26 protein-coding genes are annotated in these 26,525 nt (G+C 62.8%); 13 read left to right on the top strand and 13 right to left on the bottom strand.

Annotation, left to right across the window (positions count from 1 at the left end; translation table 11 throughout):
- Positions 1-125: 125 nt before the first annotated feature.
- On the bottom strand, positions 126-1,592 hold the full coding sequence (locus A2I95_RS21075; protein ID WP_291732956.1) for an AMP nucleosidase: 1,467 nt from the start codon (positions 1,590-1,592) through the stop codon (positions 126-128).
- Positions 1,589-3,391, bottom strand: coding sequence for an adenine deaminase (gene ade / locus A2I95_RS21070; RefSeq protein ID WP_291732954.1), 1,803 nt, complete (start codon positions 3,389-3,391; stop codon positions 1,589-1,591). Before ade ends, A2I95_RS21075 begins: the two co-directional genes overlap by 4 nt.
- Positions 3,392-3,532: 141 nt before the next feature.
- On the opposite strand from ade, the gene A2I95_RS21065 reads away from it, so the two are divergent.
- Positions 3,533-3,955 carry a VOC family protein gene (locus A2I95_RS21065; RefSeq protein ID WP_291732952.1) on the top strand — a complete coding sequence of 141 codons (423 nt, stop codon included), beginning with the start codon at positions 3,533-3,535 and terminating at the stop codon, positions 3,953-3,955.
- Positions 3,956-4,038: 83 nt separating this feature from the next.
- Positions 4,039-5,229: a hypothetical protein gene (locus A2I95_RS21060; protein WP_291732949.1), complete on the top strand. Its 1,191-nt coding sequence runs from the start codon at positions 4,039-4,041 to the stop codon at positions 5,227-5,229.
- Between the two features lie 31 nt (positions 5,230-5,260).
- Here the strand turns inward: A2I95_RS21060 and A2I95_RS21055 are convergent, their stop codons facing one another.
- Positions 5,261-6,220 (bottom strand): GlxA family transcriptional regulator, encoded by a 960-nt coding sequence (locus A2I95_RS21055; RefSeq protein WP_291732948.1) that lies wholly within the window; start codon positions 6,218-6,220, stop codon positions 5,261-5,263.
- Positions 6,221-6,300: 80 nt separating this feature from the next.
- Here A2I95_RS21055 and A2I95_RS21050 point away from each other — a divergent pair, with 80 nt between their 5' ends.
- The 4 genes from A2I95_RS21050 to A2I95_RS21035 are packed head-to-tail and all read left to right on the top strand — an operon-like array spanning position 6,301 to position 10,640.
- Positions 6,301-7,464 carry an acyl-CoA dehydrogenase family protein gene (locus tag A2I95_RS21050; RefSeq protein ID WP_291732946.1) on the top strand — a complete coding sequence of 388 codons (1,164 nt, stop codon included), beginning with the start codon at positions 6,301-6,303 and terminating at the stop codon, positions 7,462-7,464.
- A 3-nt stretch (positions 7,465-7,467) separates the two neighbouring features.
- Positions 7,468-7,770 (top strand): SelT/SelW/SelH family protein, encoded by a 303-nt coding sequence (locus A2I95_RS21045; protein WP_291732944.1) that lies wholly within the window; start codon positions 7,468-7,470, stop codon positions 7,768-7,770.
- Between the two features lie 6 nt (positions 7,771-7,776).
- Positions 7,777-9,804 (top strand): acetate--CoA ligase family protein, encoded by a 2,028-nt coding sequence (locus A2I95_RS21040; protein ID WP_291732942.1) that lies wholly within the window; start codon positions 7,777-7,779, stop codon positions 9,802-9,804.
- 50 nt (positions 9,805-9,854) lie between these two features.
- Positions 9,855-10,640 (top strand): carnitinyl-CoA dehydratase, encoded by a 786-nt coding sequence (locus A2I95_RS21035; RefSeq protein WP_291732940.1) that lies wholly within the window; start codon positions 9,855-9,857, stop codon positions 10,638-10,640.
- A gap of 218 nt (positions 10,641-10,858) precedes the next feature.
- Here the strand turns inward: A2I95_RS21035 and A2I95_RS21030 are convergent, their stop codons facing one another.
- A complete protein-coding gene (locus tag A2I95_RS21030; protein WP_291732938.1) occupies positions 10,859-11,494 on the bottom strand; it encodes a class I SAM-dependent methyltransferase in 636 nt (211 codons plus the stop codon).
- Positions 11,495-11,568: 74 nt separating this feature from the next.
- On the opposite strand from A2I95_RS21030, the gene A2I95_RS21025 reads away from it, so the two are divergent.
- Positions 11,569-12,438: an SDR family oxidoreductase gene (locus A2I95_RS21025; protein WP_291732936.1), complete on the top strand. Its 870-nt coding sequence runs from the start codon at positions 11,569-11,571 to the stop codon at positions 12,436-12,438.
- 390 nt (positions 12,439-12,828) lie between these two features.
- Here A2I95_RS21025 and dxs read toward each other — a convergent pair whose 3' ends face one another.
- From dxs to A2I95_RS20995, 6 genes are all read right to left on the bottom strand, one after another.
- Complete coding sequence (gene dxs, locus A2I95_RS21020; RefSeq protein WP_291732934.1) at positions 12,829-14,757, bottom strand: 1-deoxy-D-xylulose-5-phosphate synthase; 1,929 nt, start codon at positions 14,755-14,757, stop codon at positions 12,829-12,831.
- Positions 14,758-14,807: 50 nt separating this feature from the next.
- Positions 14,808-15,692 carry a polyprenyl synthetase family protein gene (locus A2I95_RS21015; protein WP_291732931.1) on the bottom strand — a complete coding sequence of 295 codons (885 nt, stop codon included), beginning with the start codon at positions 15,690-15,692 and terminating at the stop codon, positions 14,808-14,810.
- A gap of 3 nt (positions 15,693-15,695) precedes the next feature.
- Positions 15,696-15,938 (bottom strand): exodeoxyribonuclease VII small subunit, encoded by a 243-nt coding sequence (locus A2I95_RS21010; protein WP_291732929.1) that lies wholly within the window; start codon positions 15,936-15,938, stop codon positions 15,696-15,698.
- Complete coding sequence (locus A2I95_RS21005) at positions 15,935-16,861, bottom strand: histone deacetylase family protein (protein ID WP_291732927.1); 927 nt, start codon at positions 16,859-16,861, stop codon at positions 15,935-15,937. Before A2I95_RS21005 ends, A2I95_RS21010 begins: the two co-directional genes overlap by 4 nt.
- 130 nt (positions 16,862-16,991) lie before the next feature.
- Entirely contained in the window at positions 16,992-17,693 is a 702-nt protein-coding gene (locus A2I95_RS21000; protein ID WP_291732925.1) for a response regulator, read from the bottom strand.
- Positions 17,694-17,698: 5 nt separating this feature from the next.
- A complete protein-coding gene (locus A2I95_RS20995) occupies positions 17,699-18,202 on the bottom strand; it encodes a MarR family transcriptional regulator (protein ID WP_027256903.1) in 504 nt (167 codons plus the stop codon).
- A gap of 162 nt (positions 18,203-18,364) precedes the next feature.
- Between A2I95_RS20995 and A2I95_RS20990 the strand changes: the two genes are divergently transcribed.
- From A2I95_RS20990 to A2I95_RS20975, 4 genes are all read left to right on the top strand, one after another.
- Positions 18,365-19,231 (top strand): branched-chain amino acid aminotransferase, encoded by an 867-nt coding sequence (locus A2I95_RS20990; protein WP_291732921.1) that lies wholly within the window; start codon positions 18,365-18,367, stop codon positions 19,229-19,231.
- A 336-nt stretch (positions 19,232-19,567) separates the two neighbouring features.
- The gene (locus tag A2I95_RS20985) at positions 19,568-19,861 is read left to right on the top strand and encodes a DUF1330 domain-containing protein (RefSeq protein WP_291732919.1); all 294 of its coding nucleotides are present in this window, start codon (positions 19,568-19,570) and stop codon (positions 19,859-19,861) included.
- Positions 19,862-19,997: 136 nt separating this feature from the next.
- Complete coding sequence (locus A2I95_RS20980) at positions 19,998-20,957, top strand: AraC family transcriptional regulator (RefSeq protein WP_291732982.1); 960 nt, start codon at positions 19,998-20,000, stop codon at positions 20,955-20,957.
- A 143-nt stretch (positions 20,958-21,100) separates the two neighbouring features.
- On the top strand, positions 21,101-21,472 hold the full coding sequence (locus tag A2I95_RS20975; RefSeq protein ID WP_291732917.1) for a hypothetical protein: 372 nt from the start codon (positions 21,101-21,103) through the stop codon (positions 21,470-21,472).
- Between the two features lie 3 nt (positions 21,473-21,475).
- Here A2I95_RS20975 and A2I95_RS20970 read toward each other — a convergent pair whose 3' ends face one another.
- On the bottom strand, positions 21,476-22,312 hold the full coding sequence (locus tag A2I95_RS20970; RefSeq protein WP_291732915.1) for a LysR substrate-binding domain-containing protein: 837 nt from the start codon (positions 22,310-22,312) through the stop codon (positions 21,476-21,478).
- 96 nt (positions 22,313-22,408) lie between these two features.
- On the opposite strand from A2I95_RS20970, the gene A2I95_RS20965 reads away from it, so the two are divergent.
- Positions 22,409-23,113 carry an SDR family oxidoreductase gene (locus A2I95_RS20965; RefSeq protein ID WP_291732913.1) on the top strand — a complete coding sequence of 235 codons (705 nt, stop codon included), beginning with the start codon at positions 22,409-22,411 and terminating at the stop codon, positions 23,111-23,113.
- Positions 23,114-23,218: 105 nt separating this feature from the next.
- Here the strand turns inward: A2I95_RS20965 and A2I95_RS20960 are convergent, their stop codons facing one another.
- Entirely contained in the window at positions 23,219-24,154 is a 936-nt protein-coding gene (locus tag A2I95_RS20960; protein WP_291732912.1) for a DMT family transporter, read from the bottom strand.
- A 94-nt stretch (positions 24,155-24,248) separates the two neighbouring features.
- Here A2I95_RS20960 and A2I95_RS20955 point away from each other — a divergent pair, with 94 nt between their 5' ends.
- On the top strand, positions 24,249-25,751 hold the full coding sequence (locus tag A2I95_RS20955) for a malonyl-CoA synthase (protein ID WP_291732910.1): 1,503 nt from the start codon (positions 24,249-24,251) through the stop codon (positions 25,749-25,751).
- Positions 25,752-25,814: 63 nt separating this feature from the next.
- On the opposite strand, the gene A2I95_RS20950 is transcribed toward A2I95_RS20955, so the two are convergent.
- Entirely contained in the window at positions 25,815-26,453 is a 639-nt protein-coding gene (locus tag A2I95_RS20950; protein ID WP_291732908.1) for a cation transporter, read from the bottom strand.
- Positions 26,454-26,525 lie beyond the last annotated feature (72 nt).

Below are 26,525 nucleotides of genomic sequence, written 5' to 3'. Positions count from 1 at the left end.
AACTGCCCGAACTCTGGGGCCTCATCGCCGGATATTATCGTTATGTTGTATGATAACACAACTTCTTGTGGGCGCTGGGCAGGCGAAAATAGGCATTTTTTCTAGGAAAACTGCAAAAAACAGCCCTAGAGGAAGGCCGTTTCATCGAACGAGCGCAATTTCCGGCTGTGCAGCCGCTCTAAAGGCATTCCGCGCAGCCGCTCCATCGCTCTTATGCCGATTTGCAGATGCCGCGCAACCTGTGTCCGGTAAAAGTCCGAGGCCATGCCGGGCAGCTTCAGCTCCCCATGCAGCGGCTTGTCAGAGACGCACAGGAGCGTGCCGTAGGGCACCCGGAAGCGGTAGCCGTTGGCGGCGATAGTGGCGCTTTCCATGTCCAGAGCGACGGCGCGGGACTGGGACAGGCGCTGTACCGGGCCGGACTGATCGCGCAATTCCCAGTTGCGGTTGTCGATGGTGGCGACGGTGCCGGTGCGCATGATCCGTTTAAGGTCAAATCCCTCGTATTCGGTGATCTCGGCCACCGCCTCCTCGAGGGCGACCTGGATTTCCGCCAGCGCCGGGATCGGCGTCCAGACCGGCAGGTCGTCATCCAGCACGTGGTCTTCGCGCAAGTATCCATGTGCCAGTACAAAGTCTCCCAGTGCCTGAGTGTTCCGAAGGCCTGCGCAATGGCCGACCATCAGCCAGGCATGCGGGCGCAGCACCGCGATATGATCGGTGGCGGTTTTGGCATTGGACGGGCCGACACCGATGTTGACCAGGGTGATGCCGCCTCCGTCCGTGCGCTTCAGGTGATAGGTGGGCATCTGCGGCAGCTTGCTGATTTCCGGAATCGCTGCCGAAGGATCTGTGATCTCATGGTCGCCGGTGCTGACAAAGCTGGTATAGCCGGACTCGGGATCCGCCAGTTGGGCGCGGGCGTAGGCTTCAAATTCGGCAACATAGAATTGGTAATTGGTGAACAGCACGTGGTTCTGGAAATGCTCGGCACTGGTGGCAGTGTAATGGCTGAGCCGTGCCAGCGAGTAGTCGATGCGCTGCGCGGTGAACAGAGCCAACGGTCCGGTGCCATTAGGCGGCTGATAGGTGCCGTTGACGATATCGTCATTGGTGGTCGACAGATCCGGCACGTCAAATACGTCGCGCAGGGTGAACCCGGCTGCACCGTCCTGCGGCACTGTCAGGTCAGGACGCGAAGCAACTGCAAAATGCACCGGGATTGGAGTCTTAGAGACATCAATGGTCACTGGCTGGCCGTGGTTGCGGATCAGCAAGTTGATCTGCTGGATCAGGTAATTGCGGAACAGGTCCGGCCGCGTCACCGTGGTTGCATAGGTGCCAGGCGCAGAGACATGACCAAAGCTGAGGCGGCTGTCTACCTGGGCAAAACTCGTGGTGGAGAACCGGATCTCCGGGTAATAGGCGCGGATGCGCTGGTTGTCCGGCGCACCGTCGGTCATTGCACGGCTGAATTCCTCGCAGATGAAGCCGGTGGCCTGCCGGTACAGCAGCTCCAGCCGGTCCACTGCTTCGGTTGCGTCGTTGAAACTTTCGGTCGGCGGATGGCCGGGGTGTTTTGTTGTTATCATTGAGCGGTCTCAATCACCGGGATTTTCTGGAAGCTGCGGACGTCGACAAGGCCCAGGTCGGAAATCCTGAGTTCCGGGATCACCACCAGCGCCAGCAGCGAGTGCTGCATATAGGCGTTGTTGAGGCTGCAGCCGCAGGCCTCCATTGCCTCGACCATTTTCTGCGCCTTGGCGGCGACCTCGGTGGCGGGGCTGTCAGACATCAGGCCGGCAATCGGCAGCTCGACCAGCGCCAGCTCCTCGCCATCCTTGTACAGCGTGATGCCGCCGCCCACGTCTGCCAGGCGGTTGACGGCCAGCGCCATCTGCGCGCGGTCGGTGCCGACGACGATCATGTGGTGGCTGTCATGCGCCACGGTGGAGGCCATCGCTATCTTGCCGGTATAGCCAAAGCCCGAGACAAAGGCGTTGGTGACGCCGCCGGTGGCGCGGTGGCGCTCGACCAGCGCGATCTGGCAGACATCGCCGCTGCCTTCGACCAGCCCGTCCACCACAGGCAGCTCCGCCTGCAGTGCCTTGGTCGGGGCCTGATTTTCGACCACACCGATTACATTGGCAGTAACCGCATTGGCACCCTCAGGCGCGGCGAGTTCAAAGTCCCTGGCTGTCAGCTCATGGCCCAGATGCACGGTGCCGCGGGCGCTGGCGGGCCAGTCGTAATGCGGGCAATCCACCTTGATAGAGCCTGATTCCGCCACGATCTGCCCGCGGGCGACCACCAGTTCGATGGGCAGCTCAGTGAGATCCGATGTCAGGATCACATCGGCACGGCGCCCGGGCGTAATGGAGCCGATCTCACGCTCCAGCCCGAAATGGGTGGCGGTGTTGATGGTGGCCATTTGCAGGGCCACGACAGGATCGCAGCCGCAGGCAATGGCGTGACGCACCACCCGGTTCATATGGCCGTCGTTGACCAAAGTGCCGGAGTGGCAGTCGTCGGTGCAGAGGATGAAGTTGCGCGGATCCAGGCCCTTTTCCGTCACCGCGGTGATCTGGCTTTCGACGTCATACCAGGCCGAGCCCAGCCGCATCATAGACCGCATCCCCTGGCGCACACGGGCGATGGCGTCGGCCTCGCAGGTGCCCTCGTGGTCGTCCGCCGGGCCGCCGGCCACATAGGCGGCGAAATCAGGGCCAAGATTGGGAGAGGCATAATGGCCGCCCACGGTCTTGCCTGCGCGCTGGGTGGCGGCGATTTCTGCCAGCATCTTGGGGTCGGCATTTGCGACACCGGGGAAGTTCATCATCTCCCCCAGGCCGATAATGCCGGGCCAGTTCATCGCTTCAGCCACGTCTTCGGCGGAAATCTCATAGCCGGTGGTTTCCAGCCCTGGTGCCGAGGGCGCGCAGCTGGGCATCTGGGTGAAGATGTTGACCGGCTGCATCAGCGCCTCGTCATGCATGTAGCGCACCCCGTCCAGACCCAGCACATTGGCAATCTCATGCGGGTCGGTGAACATTGAGGTGGTGCCATGCGGGATCACAGCACGGGCGAATTCCGCCGGGGTCAGCATACCGCTCTCGATATGCATATGGGCGTCGCAGAGGCCCGGGATCATGTAGCGGCCATTCGCCTCTATGATCTGCGTCTCAGGCCCGGTGCAATAAGAGGCATCAGGCCCGACATAAGCAATGCGGCCGGCCACGATGGCGATATCATGGCCCGGCAGCTGCTCGCGGGTGTGAACATTGACCCAGATCCCCTGCCGGATCACTGTATCCGCCAGCGCGCGGCCTGCGGCTACTTCGATCAATTGCGGGGCGGTGTCGGGCCAGCTCGGAAAAATATTTTCTGACATATTCCAATTGTTCCGATTGCGGACGGGAAGGCAAGCGGATTGCTTGCATTGCCATCAAAGCTTCATACCGGTGGTGGAAAGGCGCCGAAGGCTGGCGCATTTGGCGTTGCCGCAAGAGGGTTTCCGGGGAAGACTGGGCTCATGGATTATGAAACAACAGATGCGGACAGCCTTGGCCGCTCCTTGCGCGGGATCGGGATCAATCTGCTGGTGCGGGATGTTCCGGCAGAAGTAGCCTTTTTAGAGACTGTTTTCGGCCTGAATGCCCATCAGGTCACCAAGGACTTTGCCATCGTCACCTATGGCAGCCAGGTGTTTCAGCTGCACAGCGACGGCACCTATGCGGAGAATCCGCTGCTGAACCTGCTGCCGGAGAACCCGCCGCGCGGGGCGGGGATCGAGATCCGCCTGTATGACACCGATCCGGATGACGCCGCGGTACGGGCGGAGGCAGCGGGATTCACCATTCTGCAAGAGCCAACAGACAAGCCGCACGGGCTGCGCGAGGCCTATATCCTGTGTGAAAACGGTTATGCTTGGGTGCCTAGCCGGCCCAAGGGGTAAGCGCCGGGAATTCCTCCCCTTTTCACAAGGTGCAGGCCGGTCCATGCTGGGCGGACCCATTGGGATGCCGCGAGGGACCGCTGATGCACGCCATTGCCGACACAACTGCCCTGGTTGAAGAGGGGGTTCTGACCCCGGATCAGGCCCGCAGGATCGAAGCCCGCTCGCGCGAGGTGATGGTCTCGCTGGCGGTGAATGCGATCTTGTGTTTCGGAATCATCGCGGCGACCTCCGGGTTTATCTTCTGGCTGGCTGATCCGATGGCGGTGGCTGTCACGGGCATCCTGATGCTGGGCGGCGGGCTGGCGGTGCTGGCGCGCGGTGGCGAGATGCTGCGGATGTTCGGCAACTCCGCCACGCTGATCGGGGCGGGAATGCTGCTGGGCGGCGCCTCGATCGAGCTGGTGGACAAGTATGAGGATGTTGCCGGCTGGATCATGATGCCCGGCGGTGCGCTGGTCGCTCTGATCTGCACCTGGCGCTGGCGGCACGGGGCCTGGTCGGCGGGCTTTGTGCTGGGGGCGATCCTGCTGATGGGGTTGGCGATGCATCTGGCTGGGATTGAGCTGCTGCTTCAGCAGTACGGCATCGGCTCGCCGCTGCGGAACCTGGCGTTGCTCTATTACGCGGCGGCGCTGGCCCTGGCAGGCTGGCAAGTAGACGTGCGTTTTGTCACTGCGCTGGCGATTGCGCCCTTTGCCCAGATGCTGGAGACCGGCACCAGCTATTTCCACGCGGCCTATGTGTTCTATTCGCCGGAATCGACGCTGACGATCCTGCAGATGGTGCTGCTGATCGTGCTTTGCGTCTGGGGCGCGTCCCGGCTGGCTGAGCGCTATGCCCGGCACCTGCGCATTCTGGCGATCCTGGGGTTTGTCGTTGCGAACCTCTGCGCCCTTGTCGGCTCGCTTTGGGGCGATGTGGTGGGCGAAACCGTTTGGGGGCCGGGCCGCTACAGCGATGGTTACGAGGATTGGGAGAGCTACTCAGCCGCGCGCGATGCCTTCCGCGACGGTGCGCTGTTCATCTCTGAAAACCTCTATTCGGTCCTGTGGGCTGCGGTGCTGGCCGCGGTGATCTTCTGGGCGGCACAGCGGCACCAGCGCGGGCTGTTCAATGCGGCGCTGACCTTTGCCGCGATCCATGGCTACACGCAGATGTTCGAATCCTTTGCGGATGAGCCGCTGGCCTATGTGATCGGCGGTCTGGCGGCGATCCCGCTGGCCTGGGGGCTGTGGCGGCTGAACCTGTGGATGGCGGCCAAACAGGTCTGAGCTTCAGTGGCGGTGGGCGGCACCGCCCACCCTATGCAGGGTGGGCAATTTGCCCGCCGCTGCGCAAGGTCCGCGGAGTGACACCAAACTCTGCCTTGAAAGCCCGCGTCAGTGCGCTTGGGTCGTCATAACCGCAGCGCAGGGCGATCTCGGAGACGCTCAAGTCCGTCTCTAACACAAGCTTTCTGGCCTGGATAAGCCGCAGGCGCCGGTAAACAGCCTGCGGTGTGGCGCCGAGTTCCGTCTTCATCCGGGCTTCCAGATCCTTCTGGCTGCGCCCAGCCTGGCGTGCGACCGCTGCGATGGGCAAGGGCGCCTCCAGATTGGCCTGCATCACCGCCACAGCGCGGGCAACGGACTTGCTGCGGGCCAGGATCGGATCCTGGGTTTCGGTGGCCTCAGGGCTCATGAACAGCGTCGCCACCTCCAGCCGCAACGCTGCACCGTGCTGTTCGCCGATCAGTTCCATCATCGTGTCAAAGGCCGCCAGGGCTCCGGTGCAAGTGACGCGGTTGCCGTCCCAGACCTGCCTTTTGCGTTCGGCCTGGACCTCAGGAAAGGCCTCGGTAAAACGGCTGAGTTCCTCCCAGTGGATCGTTGCCCGCCGCCGGTCCAAAAGACCTGCCTCCGCCAGCAGCCAGGCACCGGTGTCGAACCCTGCCAGCACCTTGTAGCGGCGTGCCGCGGCTTTCAGCGCCCGGGCAGTTGCCACCGTGGCATGGCGCAGGAAGTCATAGGACGGCATCGAAATCAGCAGATCGCCGCTGCACTCCGCCAGCCGCCCATGCGCCCGCACCTCCATCCCCGAAGAAGACACTGCAGGCCCGCCGTCCAGCGTCAGGAACCGCCAGGCATAGGCCTGCCGCCCGGCAAAGGTGTTGGCGGCGCGCAGCGGCTCGACCGTATTGGCCAGGCAATGGGCTGAGAAGGCATCAAACAGCAGCACATCAAGTTGCTGCGCCGCAGCGCTATCTTTTGTCCAACTTCGCATGATTTATTCTAACTTCGCATGATGCGGGGGCGCAAGGCGCCTACTCTGACCATCAACAGATTTGCCGAAGGAAGACCGCCATGCAGTTCGGGATGACCGAAGAACAGTCGATGATCGTCGAGACCACCCGCGCCTTTGTGGAAAAGGAGCTGTATCCGCATGAGGCGGAGATCGAGCGCACCGGCCATCTGGACATGGATGTGATCCGTGATGTGCAGAAAAAGGCGATGGAAGCGGGGCTTTATGCCGCCAACATGCCTGAGGAAGCAGGTGGTGCCGGCCTCGATACGCTGTCGTGGCTGATGTATGAAAAGGAACTGGGCCGCGCCAATTATGCGCTGCATTGGACCGGTGTTGCGCGCCCGTCAAACATCCTGCTGGCCGGTACGGATGAGCAGAAAGAGAAGTATCTCTACCCTTGCATGAAGGGAGAGAAATGGGATTGCCTGGCGATGACCGAGCCGGACGCGGGGTCCGACCTGCGCGGCATGAAGGCCACCGCGCGCCAGGACGGCGACGACTGGATCCTGAACGGCACCAAGCATTTCATCAGCCACGCCGATATCGCCGACTTCGCCATCTGCTTCATGGCCACCGGGGTTGAGGAAACACCGCGCGGCCCAAAAAAGAAGATCACTGCCTTCTTTGTTGACAAGGGCACGCCAGGATTTGAGGTGCGGGATGGCTACGGCAACGTCAGCCACCGCGGCTATACCAATGCAGTGCTAGAGTTCGACGATTGCCGCCTGCCGTCCTCGGCCATTCTGGGGGAGGTCGACAAGGGCTTTGAGGTGGCCAACACCTGGCTGGGCGCCACCCGCCTGCAGGTCGCGGCCACCTGCCTGGGCCGCGCCGAACGGGCGCTGCAGCACTCGATCGAATACGCCGCCGAGCGCAAGCAGTTCGGTCAGCAGATCGGCAAATTCCAGGGCATCTCCTTCAAGCTGGCTGATATGGCGCTGGAGCTGAAGGCGGCGAACTTGCTGACGTGGGAAGCCGGCTGGAAGTTCGATCAGGGCACGGTCACCGAGAGCGATATGTCGATGGCCAAGCTGAAGGCAACCGAGATGCTGGCCTTTGTCGCTGACGAGGCAATCCAGATTCACGGCGGCATGGGCCTGATGGACGAGCTGCCGCTGGAACGTATCTGGCGCGATGCGCGGGTCGAGCGTATCTGGGAGGGCACCAGTGAAATCCAACGGCACATCATCAGCCGCGAGATGCTGCGCGCCGTCGGAGGCTGATCCATGACCCAAACCGGGAAACCAATTGTTACCATAACCTACTGCATCGGCTGCAACTGGCTGCTGCGGGCGGGCTGGATGGCGCAGGAGCTGCTGCAGACCTTCCAGGACCAATTGGGCGGGGTGACATTGGTTCCCGGAGATTTGGGCGGGATCTTTGAGATCCATGTTGATAAGGAGCTGGTCTGGGAACGCAAACGGGACGGCGGCTTTCCTGATGTGAATGAGCTGAAAACCCGCGTGCGCGACCGGATCAACCCTGAACAAGACCTCGGCCATCTGGACCGCGGCAAGACCGGTGAATAAGATCAAATGCAGTCTCTAAACAGGCTTTTCCGCCCGAAAACCATTGCTGTGATCGGCGGCGGCGCATGGTGCCGCCTGGTGATCGAGCAGTGCCAGAAGATGGGGTTCGAGGGCACCATCTGGCCCGTCCACCCCAAGGCCGAAGAAGTCGCAGGCCTGCCTGCCTTCAAGGATGTGGACAGCCTGCCGGAAACACCGGATGCAGCCTTTATCGGGGTGAACCGTTTCATCACGATCGAGGTGGTGCGGGCGCTGTCGGCGCGCGGCGCAGGCGGGGCGGTGTGCTTTGCTTCCGGGTTCCTTGAGGCAGCGGCTGAGGATGCCGAGGGTGCCGATCTGCAGGCGCTGCTGCTGGAAGCGGCGGGCGATATGCCCTTCCTCGGGCCCAACTGCTATGGCTTCATCAACTATCTGGACGGTGCGCTGCTGTGGCCGGACCAGCATGGCGGCGCGCGGGCGGAGAAAGGCGTGGCGCTGGTCACTCAAAGCTCCAACATCGCGATCAACCTGACCATGCAGAAGCGCGGCCTGCCAGTGGCCTATGTGGTGACCGCGGGCAATCAGGCGCAATCCGGCATTGCCGCAATTGGCCAGGCGCTGCTGGAGGACGACCGTGTCACCGCGCTGGGCTTGCATATCGAGGGTTTTGGCGATCTGCGCGCCTTTGAGGCACTGGCGGCCCGCGCCCGTGAACTGGGCAAGCCGGTCATCGCGCTGAAAGTCGGCAAATCGGCCGAGGCCCAGGCTGCAACTGTTTCTCATACCGCCTCGCTTGCGGGCGGCGACGCGGGGGCCGGGGCTTTGCTCTCACGTCTCGGCATTCCGCGTCTGGATGACCTGCCGTCCTTCCTGGAAACGCTGAAGCTGTTGCATGCAGCAGGGCGGCTGCCCTCGAACCGCATTGCAACCATCAGCTGTTCCGGCGGGGAGGCAAGCCTGGCCGCGGATACCGGCCATGGTCGGGACGTGGAGTTTCCGCCGCTGAACGGGCGGCAGAAGTCGGATCTGCGGGAAGCACTAGGCCCGATGGTGGCGCTGGCTAATCCGCTTGATTACCACACTTATATCTGGCGCGACACGGAGGCGATGACCAAGGCGTTCTCCGCAATGATGGACCCGCAGCTGGCGATGACCATGCTGATTGCCGACTTCCCGCGCGGCGACCGCTGTGAAGCGTCGGATTGGGAATGCGCCATTCAGGCGGCGATTGGCGCGCATCAGACCACCGGTGCCAATGTCGGCCTGGTGGCAACCCTGCCGGAACTGTTGCCCGAAGATGTGGCGGCGCGGCTGATGGCGGCGGGCGTGGTACCATTCTGCGGTCTCAGCGAAGCCATTGCGGCTTGCGAGGCCGCCAGTATGCCGCTGCCGGACGTGCCTCAGCCGCTGCTGCTGCCGACACCTGCGGTGGAGCCGGATCTGGTGCCCGAGGCCGAAGCCAAGTTTCAGCTTTCCGGCTATGGCTTGCGCGTCCCGCGCTCCAAGCGGGCAGCCTCTGCGACCAATGCCCGTGCAGTGGCGGTGGATGTCGGTTTTCCCGTGGTGCTGAAGGGCGAAGGCGTCGCGCATAAGACGGAGGCAGGCGCCGTGGCGCTGAACCTGAACTCCGGCCAGGAGGTGAGTGATGCGGCATTCAACATGCCGGCTTCGCACTTCCTGGTGGAGGAAATGGTCACCGGCGCGGTGGCCGAGCTGCTGATCGGCGTGGTCAAGGACCCGGCGCATGGGTTTGTCATGACCCTGGCCGCGGGCGGCACCCTGACCGAGCTGATGCAGGACAGCGCCTCTTTCCTGCTGCCGACTTCGGACGCAGAGATTGAGACCGCACTCAAGTCGCTGCGCATCGCAAAACTGCTGGACGGCTACCGCGGCGCCCCGGCGGCGGACCGCGACGCAATCCTGCGGGCGATCGGTGCCGTCGAGGCGTACGTGATCGAAAACGCCGTGGGACTGGAAGAGATTGAGATCAACCCGCTGCTCTGTACCCCCTCGGATGCGGTGGCGGCGGATGCGCTGATGCGCAGGAAATACTGAGGCTTCGGCCTGAAGCAGAAACGGCATGGACCATGCCAGGAGGATTTGAGATGACCGACAGCCCAGTGAAAACCCGCCGTGACGGTGCAATTCTGGAAGTGACGCTGGACCGGCCCAAGGCCAATGCCATCGACCTTCAGACCAGCCGGGTGATGGGGGGCGTGTTCCGCGAGTTCCGCGATGACCCGGAATTGCGGGTGGCGATTCTGACCGGCGGCGGCGAAAAGTTTTTTTGCCCGGGCTGGGACTTGAAGGCGGCCGCAGATGGTGATGCTGTGGATGGCGATTACGGCGTTGGCGGCTTTGGCGGGCTGCAAGAACTGCGCGATATGAACAAGCCGGTGATCGCCGCGGTGAACGGCATCGCCTGCGGCGGCGGGCTGGAGCTGGCGCTTTCGGCAGACATGATCATTGCGGCAGATCATGCCAGTTTTGCGCTGCCGGAAATCCGTTCTGGCACCGTTGCGGACGCAGCCAGCGTCAAGCTGCCCAAGCGCATCCCCTATCACATCGCTATGGAGCTTTTGCTTACCGGGCGCTGGTTCGATGCTGAGGAAGCCAGCCGCTGGGGCCTGGTGAATGAGATCGTGGCGGCGGACCAACTGATGGACCGCGCCTGGGAGCTGGCGCGCTTGCTCGCGTCCGGCCCGCCGCTGGTTTATGCGGCGATTAAGGAAATCGTGCGCGACGCTGAGGACGCAAAGTTTCAGGATGCCATGAACCGCATCACGCAGCGCCAGCTGCAGACGGTGGATGTGCTTTATGGTTCCGAGGACAATCTGGAAGGTGCCCGTGCCTTTGCCGAAAAACGCGATCCGATCTGGAAGGGGCGCTGAAGCAGAACTCCCGCCTGCTTAGGAACATCTGAAGATGTCCCCTGCAGAGTTGGGCCCGGCCCGGCGCTTTCTTTCCACTGAGAAGCTCTTGAGGAGCAGGTCTGCTCCTCAAGCAGCCAGTTCGAGCGCGTTTCCTGTTCATTCCGTCTCAAGGAGCTGTGCCCATGCTGGCGCATGGCGGCCTTCGGCCGTCTTTGACCCGGAAAGAACAGGCGGGCTTACACCTTCTGAAACAAGGCGATCAGGGCGGTGTCGTTCCTGTGCGTGCCGGTGGCGCCGGGGCCATAGATACGCAATTCCGGCAAGGTGAGGCTCTTGATCCATTGCCCCTGGAGCAGCCGGTCAAAGGCGTCTGCAAACCCAGCCTTTTCATAGAACTTTGCATTCACCGACAGAGCAAACCAGGCACCGGGTGCGGCCACTCGCAGCAGGGCAGGCAGCACTTCGGGGCCGAGGTGCCCGTGGGTGAAAGTCCCGGAAGACACCACACCGCGGTAGAAGCCGCGCGGCACCGGGATGCCTTCCAGAAGATCAGCCTCGATCACGTCGCGGTAGGCATCCTTGCGGAGGGCCTCGGCCAGCATGGCGGCGCTGATGTCGGTGGCGTCAACAGGCTCAATTCCGAGCGCTTGCAGCGCCTGGCCGCAGAGGCCAGTGCCTGCGCCGGCATCCAGCACCGGGCCTGTTCCCCCGGCGGCGGCAAAAGCCTTGGCAGTCAATCCGGGCAGCAGGTAGTCCTGCCCGGCAGCGAAATCCTGATCATATGTGCTGGCCCAGTCTCCGTACAGTTGCTTGGAACCGGCGGGGGTCTGCAGGGCGTATGCGTTCGAAAGTCCCGGTTTCTGCTTGTCCATACGGGGTATGAAAAGGCGGATGAGGATTCGAATCAACCCTTGCGCCGCCGGACCGGCCAACGCATCTAGGAGACATGAAAAAAACGCTGCTCTGCCTTGGATTTGGATACACGGCCCGTGCCCTTGCCCCGCGCCTGCTGGCGCAGGGATGGCGGGTCATCGGCACCTCGCGCGAGGTGGTGGAAGCCGAAGGGGTGGAGATGATCGCCTGGCCGGGGCAGTCAGTGCCGCTGGATGGGGTGACGCATGTTCTGAGCTCGATCGGGCCCAATGCGGACGGCGATCCGTTGCTGGCAGCGATGGGTGACCAACTTGCCGCGGCCCGGGAACTGGAATGGGCCGGCTATCTCTCAACCACCGCCGTCTATGGGCACCACGGCGGCGCCTGGGTGGATGAGGCCACGCCCGTGAGGCCCTCCAGCGAGCGCGGCGACTGGCGGGTCAAGGCGGAAGCGCACTGGCAGGCGATCCCGGGTCTGCCGCTGCATATCTTCCGGCTGGCCGGTATCTACGGCCCTGGCCGCGGTCCCTTTGCCAAGCTGATGGCGGGCAAGGCGCGGCGGATCGTGAAGCCGGGACAGGTGTTTTCACGTATTCATGTGGAGGATATCGCGCAGGTGCTGGCGGCCTCCATCGCGCAGCCCAGCCCGGGTGCGATCTACAACGTCTGTGATGACGACCCGGCCCCGCCGCAGGATGTGCTGGGCCATGCAGCGGAACTGCTTGGCCTGCCTATGCCTGCCGAGGTGCCCTTTGACGAGGCCGGCATGACGCCGATGGCGCGCAGCTTTTACGGCGAGAACAAGCGGGTCCGGAACCGGCGCATCAAAGACGAGTTGGGGGTGGAGCTTCTGTATCCCACATATCGCGAGGGGCTGTGCGCGGTGCTGGAGGCCGAGGATATGGAAAGCTTTGTGCCGCCTGCCGAGCCGCCGGGGGTTTAGGGCATGGGCTGGCTGCATTTGGTCTTTGTTCTGTTAAATTTCCGGACGCTGGGGCGGCTTTACGCGCGGATCAGTAAGCAGTTTCCTGGGGTTCTGGATCAGATTTGGGAAGAGCAATCGTTTGCAGCCAAAGCGGACATCGTGTTTGACCCCGCGGTTTTTGCCAAACGGGCCATGTTGTTGAACTTTGCCGTGGTCTGCCCTTACAAGCTGCCTGTCTACCTGCTCGGGGACGACAAGGTCGCTGCATTGGTGCGCAAGCTGAACAAAAGAAAGCTATCTGGGGCTCACAGGTATGCCTGTGAGGTGACCGGTTTTTTTAACACGCCGCACACAGCTGGCAGGCGTGTCTGCGCCAGCCCAGGCAGGCGCGGGCCCATTGTTCTGCTATTAAGCCCGCTTCTCGCCTATCGTCGCTACGCCCAGCACTTCCAGCACCTTGGCTTCGATCTGCGGCGCGTTCATCGCCGCGACTTCATACATGTCCGCCGGGCTGGCCTGGTCGATGAAAGTATCGGGCAACACCATTGAGCGGAACTTGAGGCCGCTGTCGAACACGCCTTCCTCGGACAGCAGCTGTGCGACGTGGGAGCCGAAACCGCCCACGGCGCCTTCTTCGATGGTGATCAGCGCCTCGTGGTCTGCAGCCAGCTGCAGAATCAGGCTGTGGTCCAGCGGTTTGGCAAAACGGGCGTCGGCAATGGTGGGCGTTATGCCTTTGGCCGCCAATGCCTCGGCAGCCTTTCGCACCTCGCCCAGGCGGGTGCCGAAGGACAGCAGCGCCACGCGTTTGCCGTCCTGGATCATCCGGCCCTTGCCGATTTCCAGAACTTCCGGGGTCTCGGGCATCTCGACACCTTCGCCCTCGCCGCGGGGGAAACGGAAGGCGATGGGGCCGTCGTCATGGGCGGCGGCGGTGGCGACCATATGGACCAGCTCTGCCTCGTCGGCGGCGGCCATCACCACCATACCCGGCAAGTTGGCCATATAGCCAATGTCGAAGCTGCCGGCGTGGGTGGCGCCATCGGCGCCGACCAGACCGGCACGGTCGATGGCAAAGCGGACCGGCAGGCGCTGGATCGCCACGTCATGCACCACCTGGTCATAGCCGCGCTGCAGGAAGGTGGAATACATCGCGCAAAAGGGCTTCATGCCGCCAGCGGCCAGCGCGGCGGCAAAGGTCACGCCGTGCTGTTCGGCAATGCCGACGTCAAAGCAGCGCGAGGGGTAGCGTTCGGCCATCAGGTTCAGCCCGGTGCCATCGGGCATGGCGGCGGTGACAGCGCAGATCTTGTCGTCCTTGGCGGCCAGTTTCACCAGCTCATTGCCGAAGACCGAAGTATAGGAGGGCGCGTTGCTGGGCGCCTTTTTCTGCTCACCGGTCACCATGTCGAATTTGGCGGTGGCATGGCCCTTGTCGCGGGCGGCCTCAGCCGGGGCGTAGCCTTTGCCCTTTTTGGTCAGGACATGGATCAGGATCGGGCCGGTGGCGCGGGCCTTGACGGTGCGCAGGACCGGCAGCAGCTGGTCCATGTCGTGGCCGTCGATGGGGCCGAGATAGGAGAAGCCAAGCGCTTCGAACAGGGTGCCGCCGACCGCCATGCCCTTAAGCATATCCTTGGCGCGTTTGGCGCCTTCGCGGAAGGGTTCCGGCAGCAGCGAGACGGCGCCTTTGGCGGCGGCCTTCAGCTCTTGGAAGGGCTCGCCCGCGTAGAGGCGCGAGAGATAGGAGGACAGCGCACCCACAGGCGGGGCGATCGACATTTCATTGTCGTTCAAGATGACAATCAGCCGTTTACCCAGGTGGCCCGCGTTGTTCATCGCCTCAAACGCCATGCCGGCCGACATTGAGCCGTCGCCAATCACCGCGATGGCGTCGCCGTTGCCTTCTGGGATCACACCGCCAAGGTCGCGGGCCACGGCAAAGCCGAGCGCGGCGCTGATCGAGGTGGAGCTGTGGGCGGCGCCAAAGGGATCAAAGGGCGACTCAGAGCGTTTGGTGAAGCCGCTGAGCCCGTCTTTCATCCGCAGGGTGCGGATGCGGTCGCGGCGGCCGGTCAGGATCTTGTGCGGATAACACTGGTGGGAGACGTCCCAGATCACCTTGTCGCGCGGGGTGTCGAACACGGCGTGCAGCGCGGTGGTCAGTTCCACCACGCCGAGACCCGCGCCGAGGTGGCCGCCGGTGACCGAGACGGCAGAGATCGTTTCCTGCCGCAGCTCGTGGGCCACCTGCACCAGCTGGGCATCCGTCAGCCCCTTCAGATCCGCGGGGCGCGTGATCTGGTCCAGAAGCGGGGTTTTGGGCCGGTCGGGCATGGTGTCTCCTTGGGCTGCGCCGGGCAGGGTGCGTGGCGTGGCGCGCGGGGTTAGCTGTCGCGCGCAATAACGAAACGCGCGGCGTCCTTCAAGGTTGCCGCGTCTTCACCGTAGGGTGAAAGCGCATCGCAGGCCTCTTCACACAGGGCGCCGGCACGGGTTTTGGCCTCTGCCAGCCCCAGAAGCGAGACAAAGGTCGCTTTGCCGGCGTCTGCGTCCTTGCGCACGGCCTTGCCCACCTTGGCAACATCACCTTCCACGTCCAAGATGTCGTCGGCGATCTGAAATGCAAGGCCAAGGGCGGATGCGTATTGCCGCAGCGGAACCGGGTCGGCACCAGCCAGCACCGCGCCGGCGGTGGCGGACCATTCGATCAGGCAGCCGGTCTTGCGGCTTTGCAGGCGGGAGATCTGTTCAAGCGTCAGTGGATCAGCGGCGGTTTCCGCGGCGATATCCAGCATCTGACCCGAGACCATGCCGTCCTTGCCTGAGGACTGCGCCAGACCGCGGATCAGGGTCAGCGCATGCGGGCCAATCTTGGGATCTGCCAGCAGTTCAAAGGCGAAGGCCTGCAGGCTGTCGCCTGCCAGCACTGCCATTGCCTCATCCCATTTCCGGTGCACGGTGGGCTGGCCGCGGCGGAGGTCGTCGTCATCCATGCAGGGCAGGTCGTCATGCACCAAGGAATAGGCGTGGATGCATTCGATGGCGAGAGCTGCCTCGAATGCGGTTTTGGACGGGATCCCATGCAGGCGGGCACCTTCCAGCACCAGAAAACCGCGCAGCATCTTGCCGCCGGTGATGGCGTATCGCATGGCGGTGTGCAGCTCGTCACTGCCTGCCAGCCGCATCTCCATATGCGCGGTGATGCGGGACTGTGCGTCTTTCAGCACTGCCCTAAAGGGGCGCGTTCTTGCGTCTGCAGCGGCGGTCATGGCTCAGCCGGCGTCCAGCGGCTGGATGCCCTTGGGGGTGCCGTTTGCATCCAGCGTGATGGCGGCGACCTTTTCCTCGGCGCGCTTCAGCTCATCCTCGCAGCGTTTTTTCAGCGCCGCGCCGCGTTCATACAGCGCAATCGAGGCATCCAGCGCCACGTCGCCGCGCTCCAGCTGGTCCACCACGCCTTCCAGCTCGCGCATCGCCTGTTCAAAGCTCATCTGGTCTACGGGGGTCTCTGTCATGCCGGTGCCTTTATCAATTCTTCCACATGCGCGCGCGTTGCGGCGGCCAGCGCGTTCAGATCATATCCGCCTTCCAAAGTCGAGACGATACGGCCTCCGCAAAGTTCACTGGCAAGTTTGCACAGCTCGGCCGTGATCCAGGCGAAATCGGCGGTTGCCCAGTTGAGGCTGGCGAGCGGGTCGTCCTGATGGGCGTCAAAGCCTGCAGAGATGATGATCAGCTCCGGCTTGAAGTCACGCAACCGCGGGAAGGCCTGACCCTCATAAGCTGCCTGCATTTCCGCCCGGCCCGAACCCGGGGCCAGCGGCATGTTGAGGATATTGCCATGGGCGCCGTCCTCCTCCGGGCGGCCGGAGCCGGGCCAGAGCGGCATCTGCTGGCTGGTGATCACCAGCGCGCGTGCCTCGTCCCACAGCAGGTCCTGGGTGCCATTGCCGTGATGCACGTCGAAATCCACCACCGCAACGCGGCTGAGTCCGTGATGGTCCAGCGCGTGTTTGGCCATCAGCGCCGCATTGCCGAACAGGCAGAAGCCCATCGCGGTATCGGTTTCGGCATGATGCCCCGGCGGGCGCACCGCGGCAAAGGCGTTCTGAACCTCGCCGCCCAGCACCATATCGACACCGCGCACCACTGCGCCCGCAGCACGGAAGGCCGCATCCAGCGAGCCAGGGGACAGGAAGGTATCGCCATCGATCTGTGCCCAGCCCTCTGCCGGAGAGGCTTTGCGCAAGTCCGACAGGTAGCTAGCCGGGTGAATGCGTAGAATATCGTCTTCGGCGGCCATCGGAGCCGTTACCCGCTTCAGGTCCAAAGGTTCCAGCGCGTGCAGGATATGCGCGAGCCGCGCCACCTGTTCCGGATGTCCGTCCGGTGTCACGTGGTTCAGGCAATCCGCGTGGGTGATCAGGGCGGTTGTCATGGCTTATATCCTCCTGCGGCCGGGTTTGGCGCGACCCTAGGGGGCCGCGGCGCTGCGCGGCAAGGGGAATCCCGGGGCTCTGCCTCGGACCCCGGGATATTTTTGGGAAGAGGAAGGGGCGCGGTGCGCTTTAGTCGGGGGCCAGCATATATCCCGCGCCGCGTACCGTCTGCAGATATTGCGGCTGTTTCGGGTTCGGCTCGATCTTGCGGCGCAGGCGGGTGATCTGCACATCCACGGCACGTTCCTGCGCCTGGCCCCGGTCACGGCCCAGATCCTCGACCAGTTTGGTGCGGGAGACCGGCTCGCCGGGCTGGGCCGAGAAGATCTTCATCAGCTGGCTTTCAGTGCCGGTGAGGCGGATCAGCTCATCGCCCTGCCACATCTCACCGCGTTCGATGTCATAACGGATGGCGCCCAGATGCAGCACCTTGGGGGCCGTTTCCTGCGCCGTGGTGTCAGGCATCCGCCGCAGGATGGCGTTGACGCGCAACAGCAGTTCCTTGGGCTCAAACGGTTTTGGCAGATAGTCATCCGCCCCTGCCTCCAGACCAGCAATCCGGTCTTCGGTCTCGCCCTTGGCCGTCAGCAGCAGGATCGGCGTGGCCATGGTCTCACGCAGCGATTGGGTGAGCGAGATGCCATCTTCGCCCGGCATCATCACATCCATGACGATCAGGTCGAAATCCAGCCCCGCCAGCACCCGCCGGGCATGGGCGGCATCGCGTGCAGCAGTGACCAGAAATCCCGAGCGCATCAGGAATTTCTTCAAAAGCCCGCGGATGCGTTCGTCGTCATCGACGATCAGCAGGTGGGCGTCATTCATGCTCATGTGGCTCAATCCCGCAGCTTCGCATAGGCGCGGCGCATGTCCGCATCCATCATCGCCTCAAGCACTTTCTTGAAGCCCTGCACCGCCTCGGGACCGGCATCCTTGTAGGCGGCGCGCATCCGGGCGCGCTGGGCGTCTGACAGTGTGGCTTCCAGCGCTGCGCCCTGATCGGTCAGGTACAGATGCCGCTCGCGCTTATCCAGCTCACCCACTTTGCTGATCACCAGCCCGTCGCCGATCAACGTGCGCAGCACCCGGTTCAGCGACTGTTTGGTCACGCCCAGAATGCTGAGAAGGTTGTTCACTGTCGTGCCCGGCGAGCGGTTGATGAAGTGGATCGCCCGGTGATGCGCCCGGCCATAGGACAATTCTGCCAGGATCCGGTCCGGATCGGCCGTAAAGCCGCGATAGGCAAAGAACATTGCCTCGATCCCCTGGCGCAGCTGCTCATCCGTCAGAAACAGCAGGCTTTCGCCGCCGTATCCCTGCCCTGTCCGGCCTTCAGGCATTCGGTGCCCCCTCGTCTGTATTACCGTGCAGTTTATGTCAGTGTTGTTGACATTCCAAGGGTGAAGATGTATCGAATCTCAGCTTTGACGCAAGATTATGTCCGTTTCGGTCGTAATCTGCGCAATAAATGGAAATCCCGCAGAGTTTTAGGAGGGTGCGGCATGGCTGGTTACGACGACCGCGACGGTGTGATCTGGATGGATGGGGGACTTGTCGACTGGCGGGATGCCAAGGTGCATATCCTGACCCATGCGATGCATTATGCTTCCTCGGTGTTTGAGGGTGAGCGCGCCTATAATGGCAAGATCTTCAAGAGCCGCGAGCATTCCGAACGCCTGATCGCCAGTGCCGAGGCGCTGGATATGCCGATGCCCTATACCGTTGATCAGATCGAGGCGGCCAAGGATGAGGCGCTAAAGGTGTCCGGCCTGCAGGACGCCTATGTGCGCGCGTTGGTCTGGCGCGGCTCGGGCGATGATATGGGCGTGGCCTCTGCTGCCAACCCGGTGCGGATGGCGATCGCGGTCTGGGGCTGGGGCGCCTATTACGGCGACGCCAAGATGCAGGGCGCCAAGCTGGCGATTGCTGAGTGGAAACGCCCGAGCCCGGAAACCATCCCGGTCCACGCCAAGGCGGCCGGCCTCTACATGATCTGCACCATCTCCAAGCATAAGGCGACCGCGCAGGGCTGCTCGGACGCACTGTTCATGGACTGGCGCGGCTATGTGGCCGAGGCGACCGGTGCCAACATCTTTTTCGTGAAAGACGGCGAGGTGCACACCCCGCTGGCGGACTGCTTCCTCAACGGCATCACCCGCCAGACCGTGATCGGCATGCTCAAGGACAAGGGCGTCACCGTGCATGAGCGCCGGATCAAGCCGGAAGAGATGGAAGAATTTGAACAGTGCTGGTTGACCGGTACCGCCGCCGAGGTCACTCCGGTTGGCGAGATTGGCCCGTACAAATTCGAGGTCGGCGCTCTGACCCGCGAGATCGCCGAGGATTACGAGAAACTGGTCCGCGCGTAAGCGTACCTCACTTCCGGATTGAAAACCCCCCGCCTGCGTGCGGGGGTTTTGTTTTGCCGCCGCTCTGCCGGCCTGAATATCACAGCTAGAAGCGGCAGCCTCCATTTGATGAGTCCCCGCGGCAGTAAGGAACGGCCGGATATCCGCGTCTTAAAATGAACAGTTTAAGTGCTGCCATCACGGTGGCATAACGGTTCCGGGACGTGGGTTTTCACGAGTTAGCAGTGGTGTGCAAAGGCCGCGCATCAGCCGCATCAATGGCTTGATGTGATGCAATTGTCTTTGGCTGGTCCAAACGGGGCACCAAAGGTTGAGGGATCTGCAGACAGGTGAAAAATGCCAGTTACAGTTTTTGCACTGACAACAGTAAATCCAGACGACCTGGAAGCGCTGACCATGTACTTGGGGACAACCAAGCCGCTGCTTGAAGAGGCAGGCGCTGAAATCATCCAAGGGTATGAAATCTCGGAAACACTGATCGGCCAGGCACTTCCGGAGATGGTGACTGTGGTCCGGTATCCCGACAGGGACGCAGTGGACAAGGTGTTTCAAAGTGCTGAATACCACGCCTTGAGGAAGATCCGGGAACGGGCGTTTTTAAACTATCAAATCGGCATTGTTGAAACCTAGCGTTTGATCCGTGGTCACAGGGCAGGTGGCGGTCCTGCTGGCCGTGTGTATACTGTTGCTTGGCAATCCGTTCACATTCCCTTGCGGATCGTCCTGCACCATGGACGCCAGATGCGGGGTGCTTATCATGGGCACCATGTTGGACCTGCTCAGCGATATCCTCACCCGGCTTTCCCTCAAAGGGACACTCTATTTCCGTACCTCCTTTACACCGCCCTTCGGGATCCAGGTGCCGCCGTTCGACAACGTGGCACGGTTCCATTTTGTTCAGCGCGGAGAGTTGAAGCTGCATGTGCCCGCCACTGGCGAAACCCTGCGGTTGAAACAGGGCGATTTGGTGCTGATCCCGCATGGCGCGGCGCATATGCTTTTGTGCAACGAAGTGCAGCCGTTGAACGCCCTGCCGCTTGACCGGGTGCTGGAGGACGCAGGTTATGACGGCGGCGGGGTGCTGGTCTATGGCGGCGCTGAAGAGGACAGGGACACCCAGCTGATTTGCGGCCATTTCTCCTTTGCCGGTGTGCCGGGGCGGCGCGGCACCGGGCATATGCTGATTGACCGGCTGCCGCCCTATATCGTGATCGAAAACTACGGCGAGGAAGCCGGCGCCTGGATCGAGGCGACGCTGCGGATGATCGGATCCGAGGTGCATGGCGCCCGCATCGGCGGCGACTTGATTGCGTTGAAACTGTCTGAGGTGCTGTTTGCTCAGGCGATCCGTGCCTATCTTGAACACCAAAGTCCCAGTGGGTCGGCGCTGGCCGGTTTCGCAGACCCGCGTATATCCCGGGCGTTGACGGCCTTTCACCAGGCGCCGGCACAGGAGTGGAGCGTCGAGGGCCTGGCACGTGAAGCCGGGATGTCGCGCACTGCATTCGCTCAGGAGTTTGCCGCCAAGATGGAGGTAACACCGATGCAGTACCTCACCGGTTGGCGGATGCAGATCGCCTGCCAGGGGCTGACGGAACAGGGATTGAACGTGGCCGACGCTGCCGAGATTGCCGGCTATGCGTCCGAGGCGGCATTTTCACGGGTGTTCCGCAAGCAAGTCGGCATGTCGCCCGCAGCCTACCGGCAGCAGCACTTGGCGGCCTGAACCGGGCATTCCTTCCAGATTCTGAACGATCTGCATGGTTATGCAGATGAATTGAAATTCACCGTTCGGAACAAACGGATCAATCTGGGGACAGAGCCGCAAATGATGCGGCCAGGACACTCTCAGTAACAAGGATCTGATCCATGCCTCTTCGTTTCGTGACCCGCACCGTCCACGCCTATCTCGACTATCCGGTGGCAATCGCCCTGATGGGGCTGCCGTTTCTGTTGGGCCTCGGCCAAAGCAACCCGCTGGCGCTGTGGCTGTCGGTTGCAACCGGCATCGCCGCCTTTGTGCTGACGGTGCTGACCGACCACCACCTCGGCCTGATCCGGGTGCTGCCCTACAAGCTGCATCTGGCCGTGGACCTGATTGTCGGCCTGACCTTTCTGGCAGCACCGTTCATTTTTGGTTTTGCCGGTCTGGACGCCGCCTTCTATTGGCTGAACGGGGCCGCCGTTGTTGGCGTGATCTCGCTCAGCGCGCCGGAAGGGGCAGAGACGGCCTCGGCCTGAATTTTATTGGCTCAGCAGCCAGTCAACCACTGCCTTGGCCCGGCTTTTTGCGCTGGGCCACAGCACATGGAAGCCCTGGTCCTCCAGCCGGGGTGCTTGCCACAGCACCTCCAAGGGCTGGCTGCCCAGAAAGATCCGGGGCACCAATGCGATGCCCTGGCCGTTCACCGCCGCATCCATCGCCAGCGCTGTCTGGTTGAATTGCAGGACCCTGCCGACGGCTGTGAGGCCCTCCTGGCGCAGCAGAAGGTCCCAGTGGCGATGCCCGTCTTGGATCAGCGTGTGCTGGGCCAGGTCCGCGAGTTCCAGCGTCTCTTCCCGTGCCAGAGTCGAGTCCGGCCGTGCCACTGCCACCAGGTCCACTAGCGACAGCAGGGCAGAATTCAGCCCGCTGTCCTGCGGTTTGCTGCCTTGGCGGATGGCAATGTCGATGCCGTCCCGTTTGAAATTTGTCAGGCTCTCCTCTGCCACCACCCGAAGGTCGATGTCCGGATGCGCGGCCTCGAACTCCGGCAGCCGCGGTACCAGCCATTTTGAGGCAAAGGAGGGCGGCACCGAAAGTGTCACCCGCTGCACCGCCGGGGCCAGCTTGTCTGTTGCATCCCCGATCAGTGCCAAGGCCTGCTGCACCGGCGCGTGGTAGCTGCGGCCGGTATCAGTCAGCGTCAGCCCCCGCGCGTGGCGGTGGAACAGCTTGTGCCCCAGATCCGCCTCCAGCCGCCGCACCTGCTGCGCCACCGCGCCTTGGGTCAGGTGCAGCTCTTCTGCCGCGCGGCCGAAGTTCAGGCGGCGGGCGGCGGCGTCAAACATCCGCAGGGCATTGAGATTGGGCAAGCGCATCAGATCCAAGCCAGTAGTTTTTCTGCAGTCTCGCGCGATGAGACATGATTGGTCAAGCGCGCCTTCAACGGCCATCTTGGGAACAAGCAAAGGAGTATGGAAATGACCAAAGTTGCACTCTTCACCGCCGCAGGCAGCGGCATGGGCGCGGATGCCGCCCGCCATCTTCACGCACAAGGATATGAGGTCGCTATCCTCTCCTCTTCCGGCAAGGGCGAGGCCCTGGCGCAAGAGCTGGGCGGCGTGGGCCATACAGGCTCTAACTTGGAACAAAACGACCTGCAGGCGCTGGTCGATAAGGTTATGGACCGTTGGGGACGGATTGACGTTCTAGTCAATTCCGCGGGCCACGGCCCCAAGGGTGACATCATGGAAATCAGCGATAACGATTGGCATCTGGGGATGGAATTCTACCTGATGAACGTGATCCGCCCGGCGCGTCTGGTGGCGCCCGTCATGGCGGCGCAGGGCAAGGGGTCGATCGTCAATATCTCGACCTTTGCGGTGTTCGAGCCCGACCCGCTGTTCCCGACCTCCGGCGTGTTCCGGGCCGGTCTGGCGAGCTTTACCAAGCTGTTTGCTGACAAGTTTGCCGCCCAGGGCGTGCGGATGAACAACGTGCTGCCAGGGTTTATCGACAGCCTTCCAGAGACCGAAGACCGCAAGGCGCGTATCCCGATGGGCCGCTACGGCACCGCCCGCGAGATTTCCGCGCTGATCGCCTATCTCGCCTCGGATGATGCGGCCTATACCACCGGGCAGAACATTCGTGTTGATGGGGGGCTGACCCGCGCCATTTGAACTGGCCCGCCTTGACGCAGGCCTGGCAGCGCCCGCCCCTTTTTGTGAGGGCGGGCGCGTCGCCCTAGTGGCCTCCAGCCGCAGGAAATTCAATGTTAGAGCCTGTTACCCACCCTTGGGATCAATCAGCGGCCTGGCCTTGCCGCGCCGCAGGCCCAGCCGGTGCTCGCGCCAGATGACCAGCACGTTGCCGGCAATCACCAGAGCAGCACCCGCCAGCATCACCAGCGTCGGCCATTCCTCAAACCAGACATATCCAATGACGATGGCAAATATCATCGAGGCATAGTCATAGGGCGCCAGCATCGAGGCCGGGGCAAAGCGGTAAGAGGACGTGACCAAGATCTGTGCGACCCCGCCGACCAGGCCGGCGCTGACCAGAAGCGCGGCGGTTTGCGCATCCGGCAGGACCCAGCCAAAGGGTGCGGTCAGCAGCGCCAGGCCGGAGGCTGTCAGCGAGAAATAGAACACGATGGCCGCGGTATGCTCGGACTGTACCATGCGGCGGATGTGGATCTGGACAAAGCCGCGGGCCACTGTTGCGCCGACCACCAGCAGTACGCCCAGCATGGCGCCGTCATCCAAATCGCCGCCCAGCCGCGGCCAAATCATGATGAGAACACCCAGCAGGCCGATGGCCACTGCGCTGATCCGCACCAGCCGGATGGTTTCCCCCAGAAACAGCGCTGCCAGGATCAGGGTGAAGATTGGCGTGGCATAACCGATGGCGGTAACCTCTGGCAGCGGCAGCAGTGCCAGCCCCATGAAAGTCATTGCCATGGCAGACGTTCCAACAAGGCCGCGCCACACGTGAAACATCGGCTTTTTGGTGATCAAACCGTGCCGCAGCTCGCCGCGCATGGATAGCCAGACCACAATCACAGGAATCGCAAAAAACGATCGGAAAAACACCGCCTCCCCTGCTGGAACATGTTCGGATGTCGCCTTGATGATCCCGGACAGAGCGGTGAACAGAGCAATTGCTGTCACCTTCAGGAGAATCGCCAGCATCGGTCGATGCGATGTTAAGGATTTTGCCATGGTGTGAACCTGCGCCCGTGTGTCTCAAAGATCAATGGCTTGATTTCGGGGGATCAAGGCGCGCAAATGGCGCCGCCAGATGAAGGAGCCGCCGATGTATGACGCCAACCACCTGATCCGCCAATTGCGCGAGTCGTCCCTGGGACGCGAGAAGGATGTCTTCGCCCGTCTCCCGAACGATGGCACGGTTACCTTCGGTGCGCTGTTTGCCGGTGCCGAACGGATGGCGGCGGCGTTGGCAGCCCTGGGCGTGCAGCCGGGCGACCGGATCGCGGTGCAGGTGCAGAAAACGATTCAGGCGATTGAACTGTATCTGGGCACGATCATGGCCGGTGGTATCTTTCTGCCGCTGAACACAGCCTATACCGGGTCGGAGGTCGCCTATTTCGTTGGCGACGCAACGCCCCGGGCCGTGGTCTGCGATCCTGCGCGTTTCGAGGAGATCAGCGCAATCTCCGGCGAGGCCGAGGTGCTGACACTGGATGCGGCGGGGCAGGGCACCTTGCGCGATCTGGCGGACGGGCAGCCCGGGTTTGAGCCCGTGGCCCGCGGGGCTGGCGACTTGGCGGCGATCTTGTACACCTCCGGCACCACCGGCCGCTCCAAAGGCGCGATGCTGAGCCATGACAACCTGGCCTCCAACTCGCTGACCCTGCGGGACTACTGGCGGTTCACCAAGGACGACGTGCTGATCCATGCGCTGCCGATCTTCCACACCCACGGGCTGTTTGTGGCGACCAATGTGGCGCTGCTTGCCGGTGCCCAGGTGGTGTTCCTGCCGGGCTTTGATGCCGATGCCATCCTGGAGGCGATGCCCGCGGCCACCGCGCTGATGGGGGTGCCGACCTTTTACACCCGTCTGCTGGCGGATGAGCAGCTGACCCGGGACCGCGCCGCAAACATGCGGCTGTTCATTTCCGGCTCCGCCCCCCTGCTGGTGGATACCCACGAGCAGTGGGAGGTCCGAACTGGCCACCGCATCCTGGAACGGTACGGGATGACCGAAACCAATATGAGCACGTCGAATCCTTATGACGGAGAGCGCCGGGCCGGCACCGTCGGCTTCCCGCTGCCAGGGGTTGAGGCGCGGGTGATGAAGGACAGCACTGAGGTGCCGGCCAGAGAGATTGGCGTGCTGGAGGTGCGCGGGCCGAACGTGTTCCAGGGCTATTGGCAGATGCCGGAGAAGACGGCGGAGGAGCTGCAGCCGGACGGCTGGTTCATCACCGGCGACATGGCAAAGATCGGCGCCGATGGCTATGTCACGATCGTCGGGCGCGAGAAGGATTTGATTATCACTGGCGGCTTCAACGTCTACCCCAAGGAGGTGGAGAGCCTGATCGACGATCTGCCCGGCGTGCTGGAAAGCGCGGTGATCGGCGTGCCGCATCCAGACTTCGGCGAGGGCGTGGTGGCCGTGGTGGTGCCTGACGGTGACGGCACCAGCGCTGAAGCCATCAAATCCGCTCTGTCCGGGCAATTGGCCAAGTTCAAGCAGCCCAAGCAGATCATCCTGCTGGACGCGCTGCCGCGTAACACCATGGGCAAGGTGCAGAAAAAAGCCCTGCGCGAGGAACACGCAGGGCTGTTTGGCTAATCTCTGTTCCGCCCGGCCGAGAAGTCGGGCTGTGCCTGCCCAGGCAGGCACAGCCCTCAGTGCCTAAAGTGTATGTGCCGCCGCGTGCGCCTCTTCCTCCCGCCATTCCCGCACTGCCTGCACCAGAATCTGGGAGGCCGAATTCAGAAACAGCCCGCCCATGATCCCGGCCACAATCAGGTCCGGCCAGCCGGTGGCTGTGCCCCAGACCCCCAAGGCCGCAATCATCACCGCCACATTTCCGATGGCGTCATTGCGTGAACACAGCCAGACCGAGCGCACATTCGCGTCGCCGTCCTTGTAGCGGGCCAGCAGCATTACCGAAATCAGATTGGCAGCCAGCGCCATGAAGCCGATCACACCCATGATCTGCGCCTGCGGCACGCCGACGTAGAACACCTGATAGATAGTAGAACCGAACACCCAGAGCCCCATCAGCAGCAGGCTGATGCCCTTACCCAGTGCGGCCAGCGCGCGGGTGCGCAGGGTGGCGCCGATCACCGCCAGAGAGATGCCATAGGTCAGCGCATCGCCCAGAAAGTCCAGCGCGTCCGCCTTCAGCGCCTGGCTGCCGGACATCTGGCCTGCGCCCATTTCCACCGCGAACATGCCGGCGTTGATGGCGATCACCAGCCAAAGCCTGCGTTTATAGTCCGCCGATACCCCGTCAAACCGGGCCTCATGATTGCAGCAGCCTGCCATTGCTCTTGTCCTCATTCCTGATTCGAGGTCAATGTAAGGCCTCTAGTCACTAGAGCTTCAAGAGATTCTGAA

The sequence above is a fragment of the Leisingera sp. F5 genome, assembly GCF_001593695.1.
The sequence above is the reverse complement of the archived record's forward strand: the minus strand, read 5'-3'. Positions and strand labels throughout refer to the sequence as shown.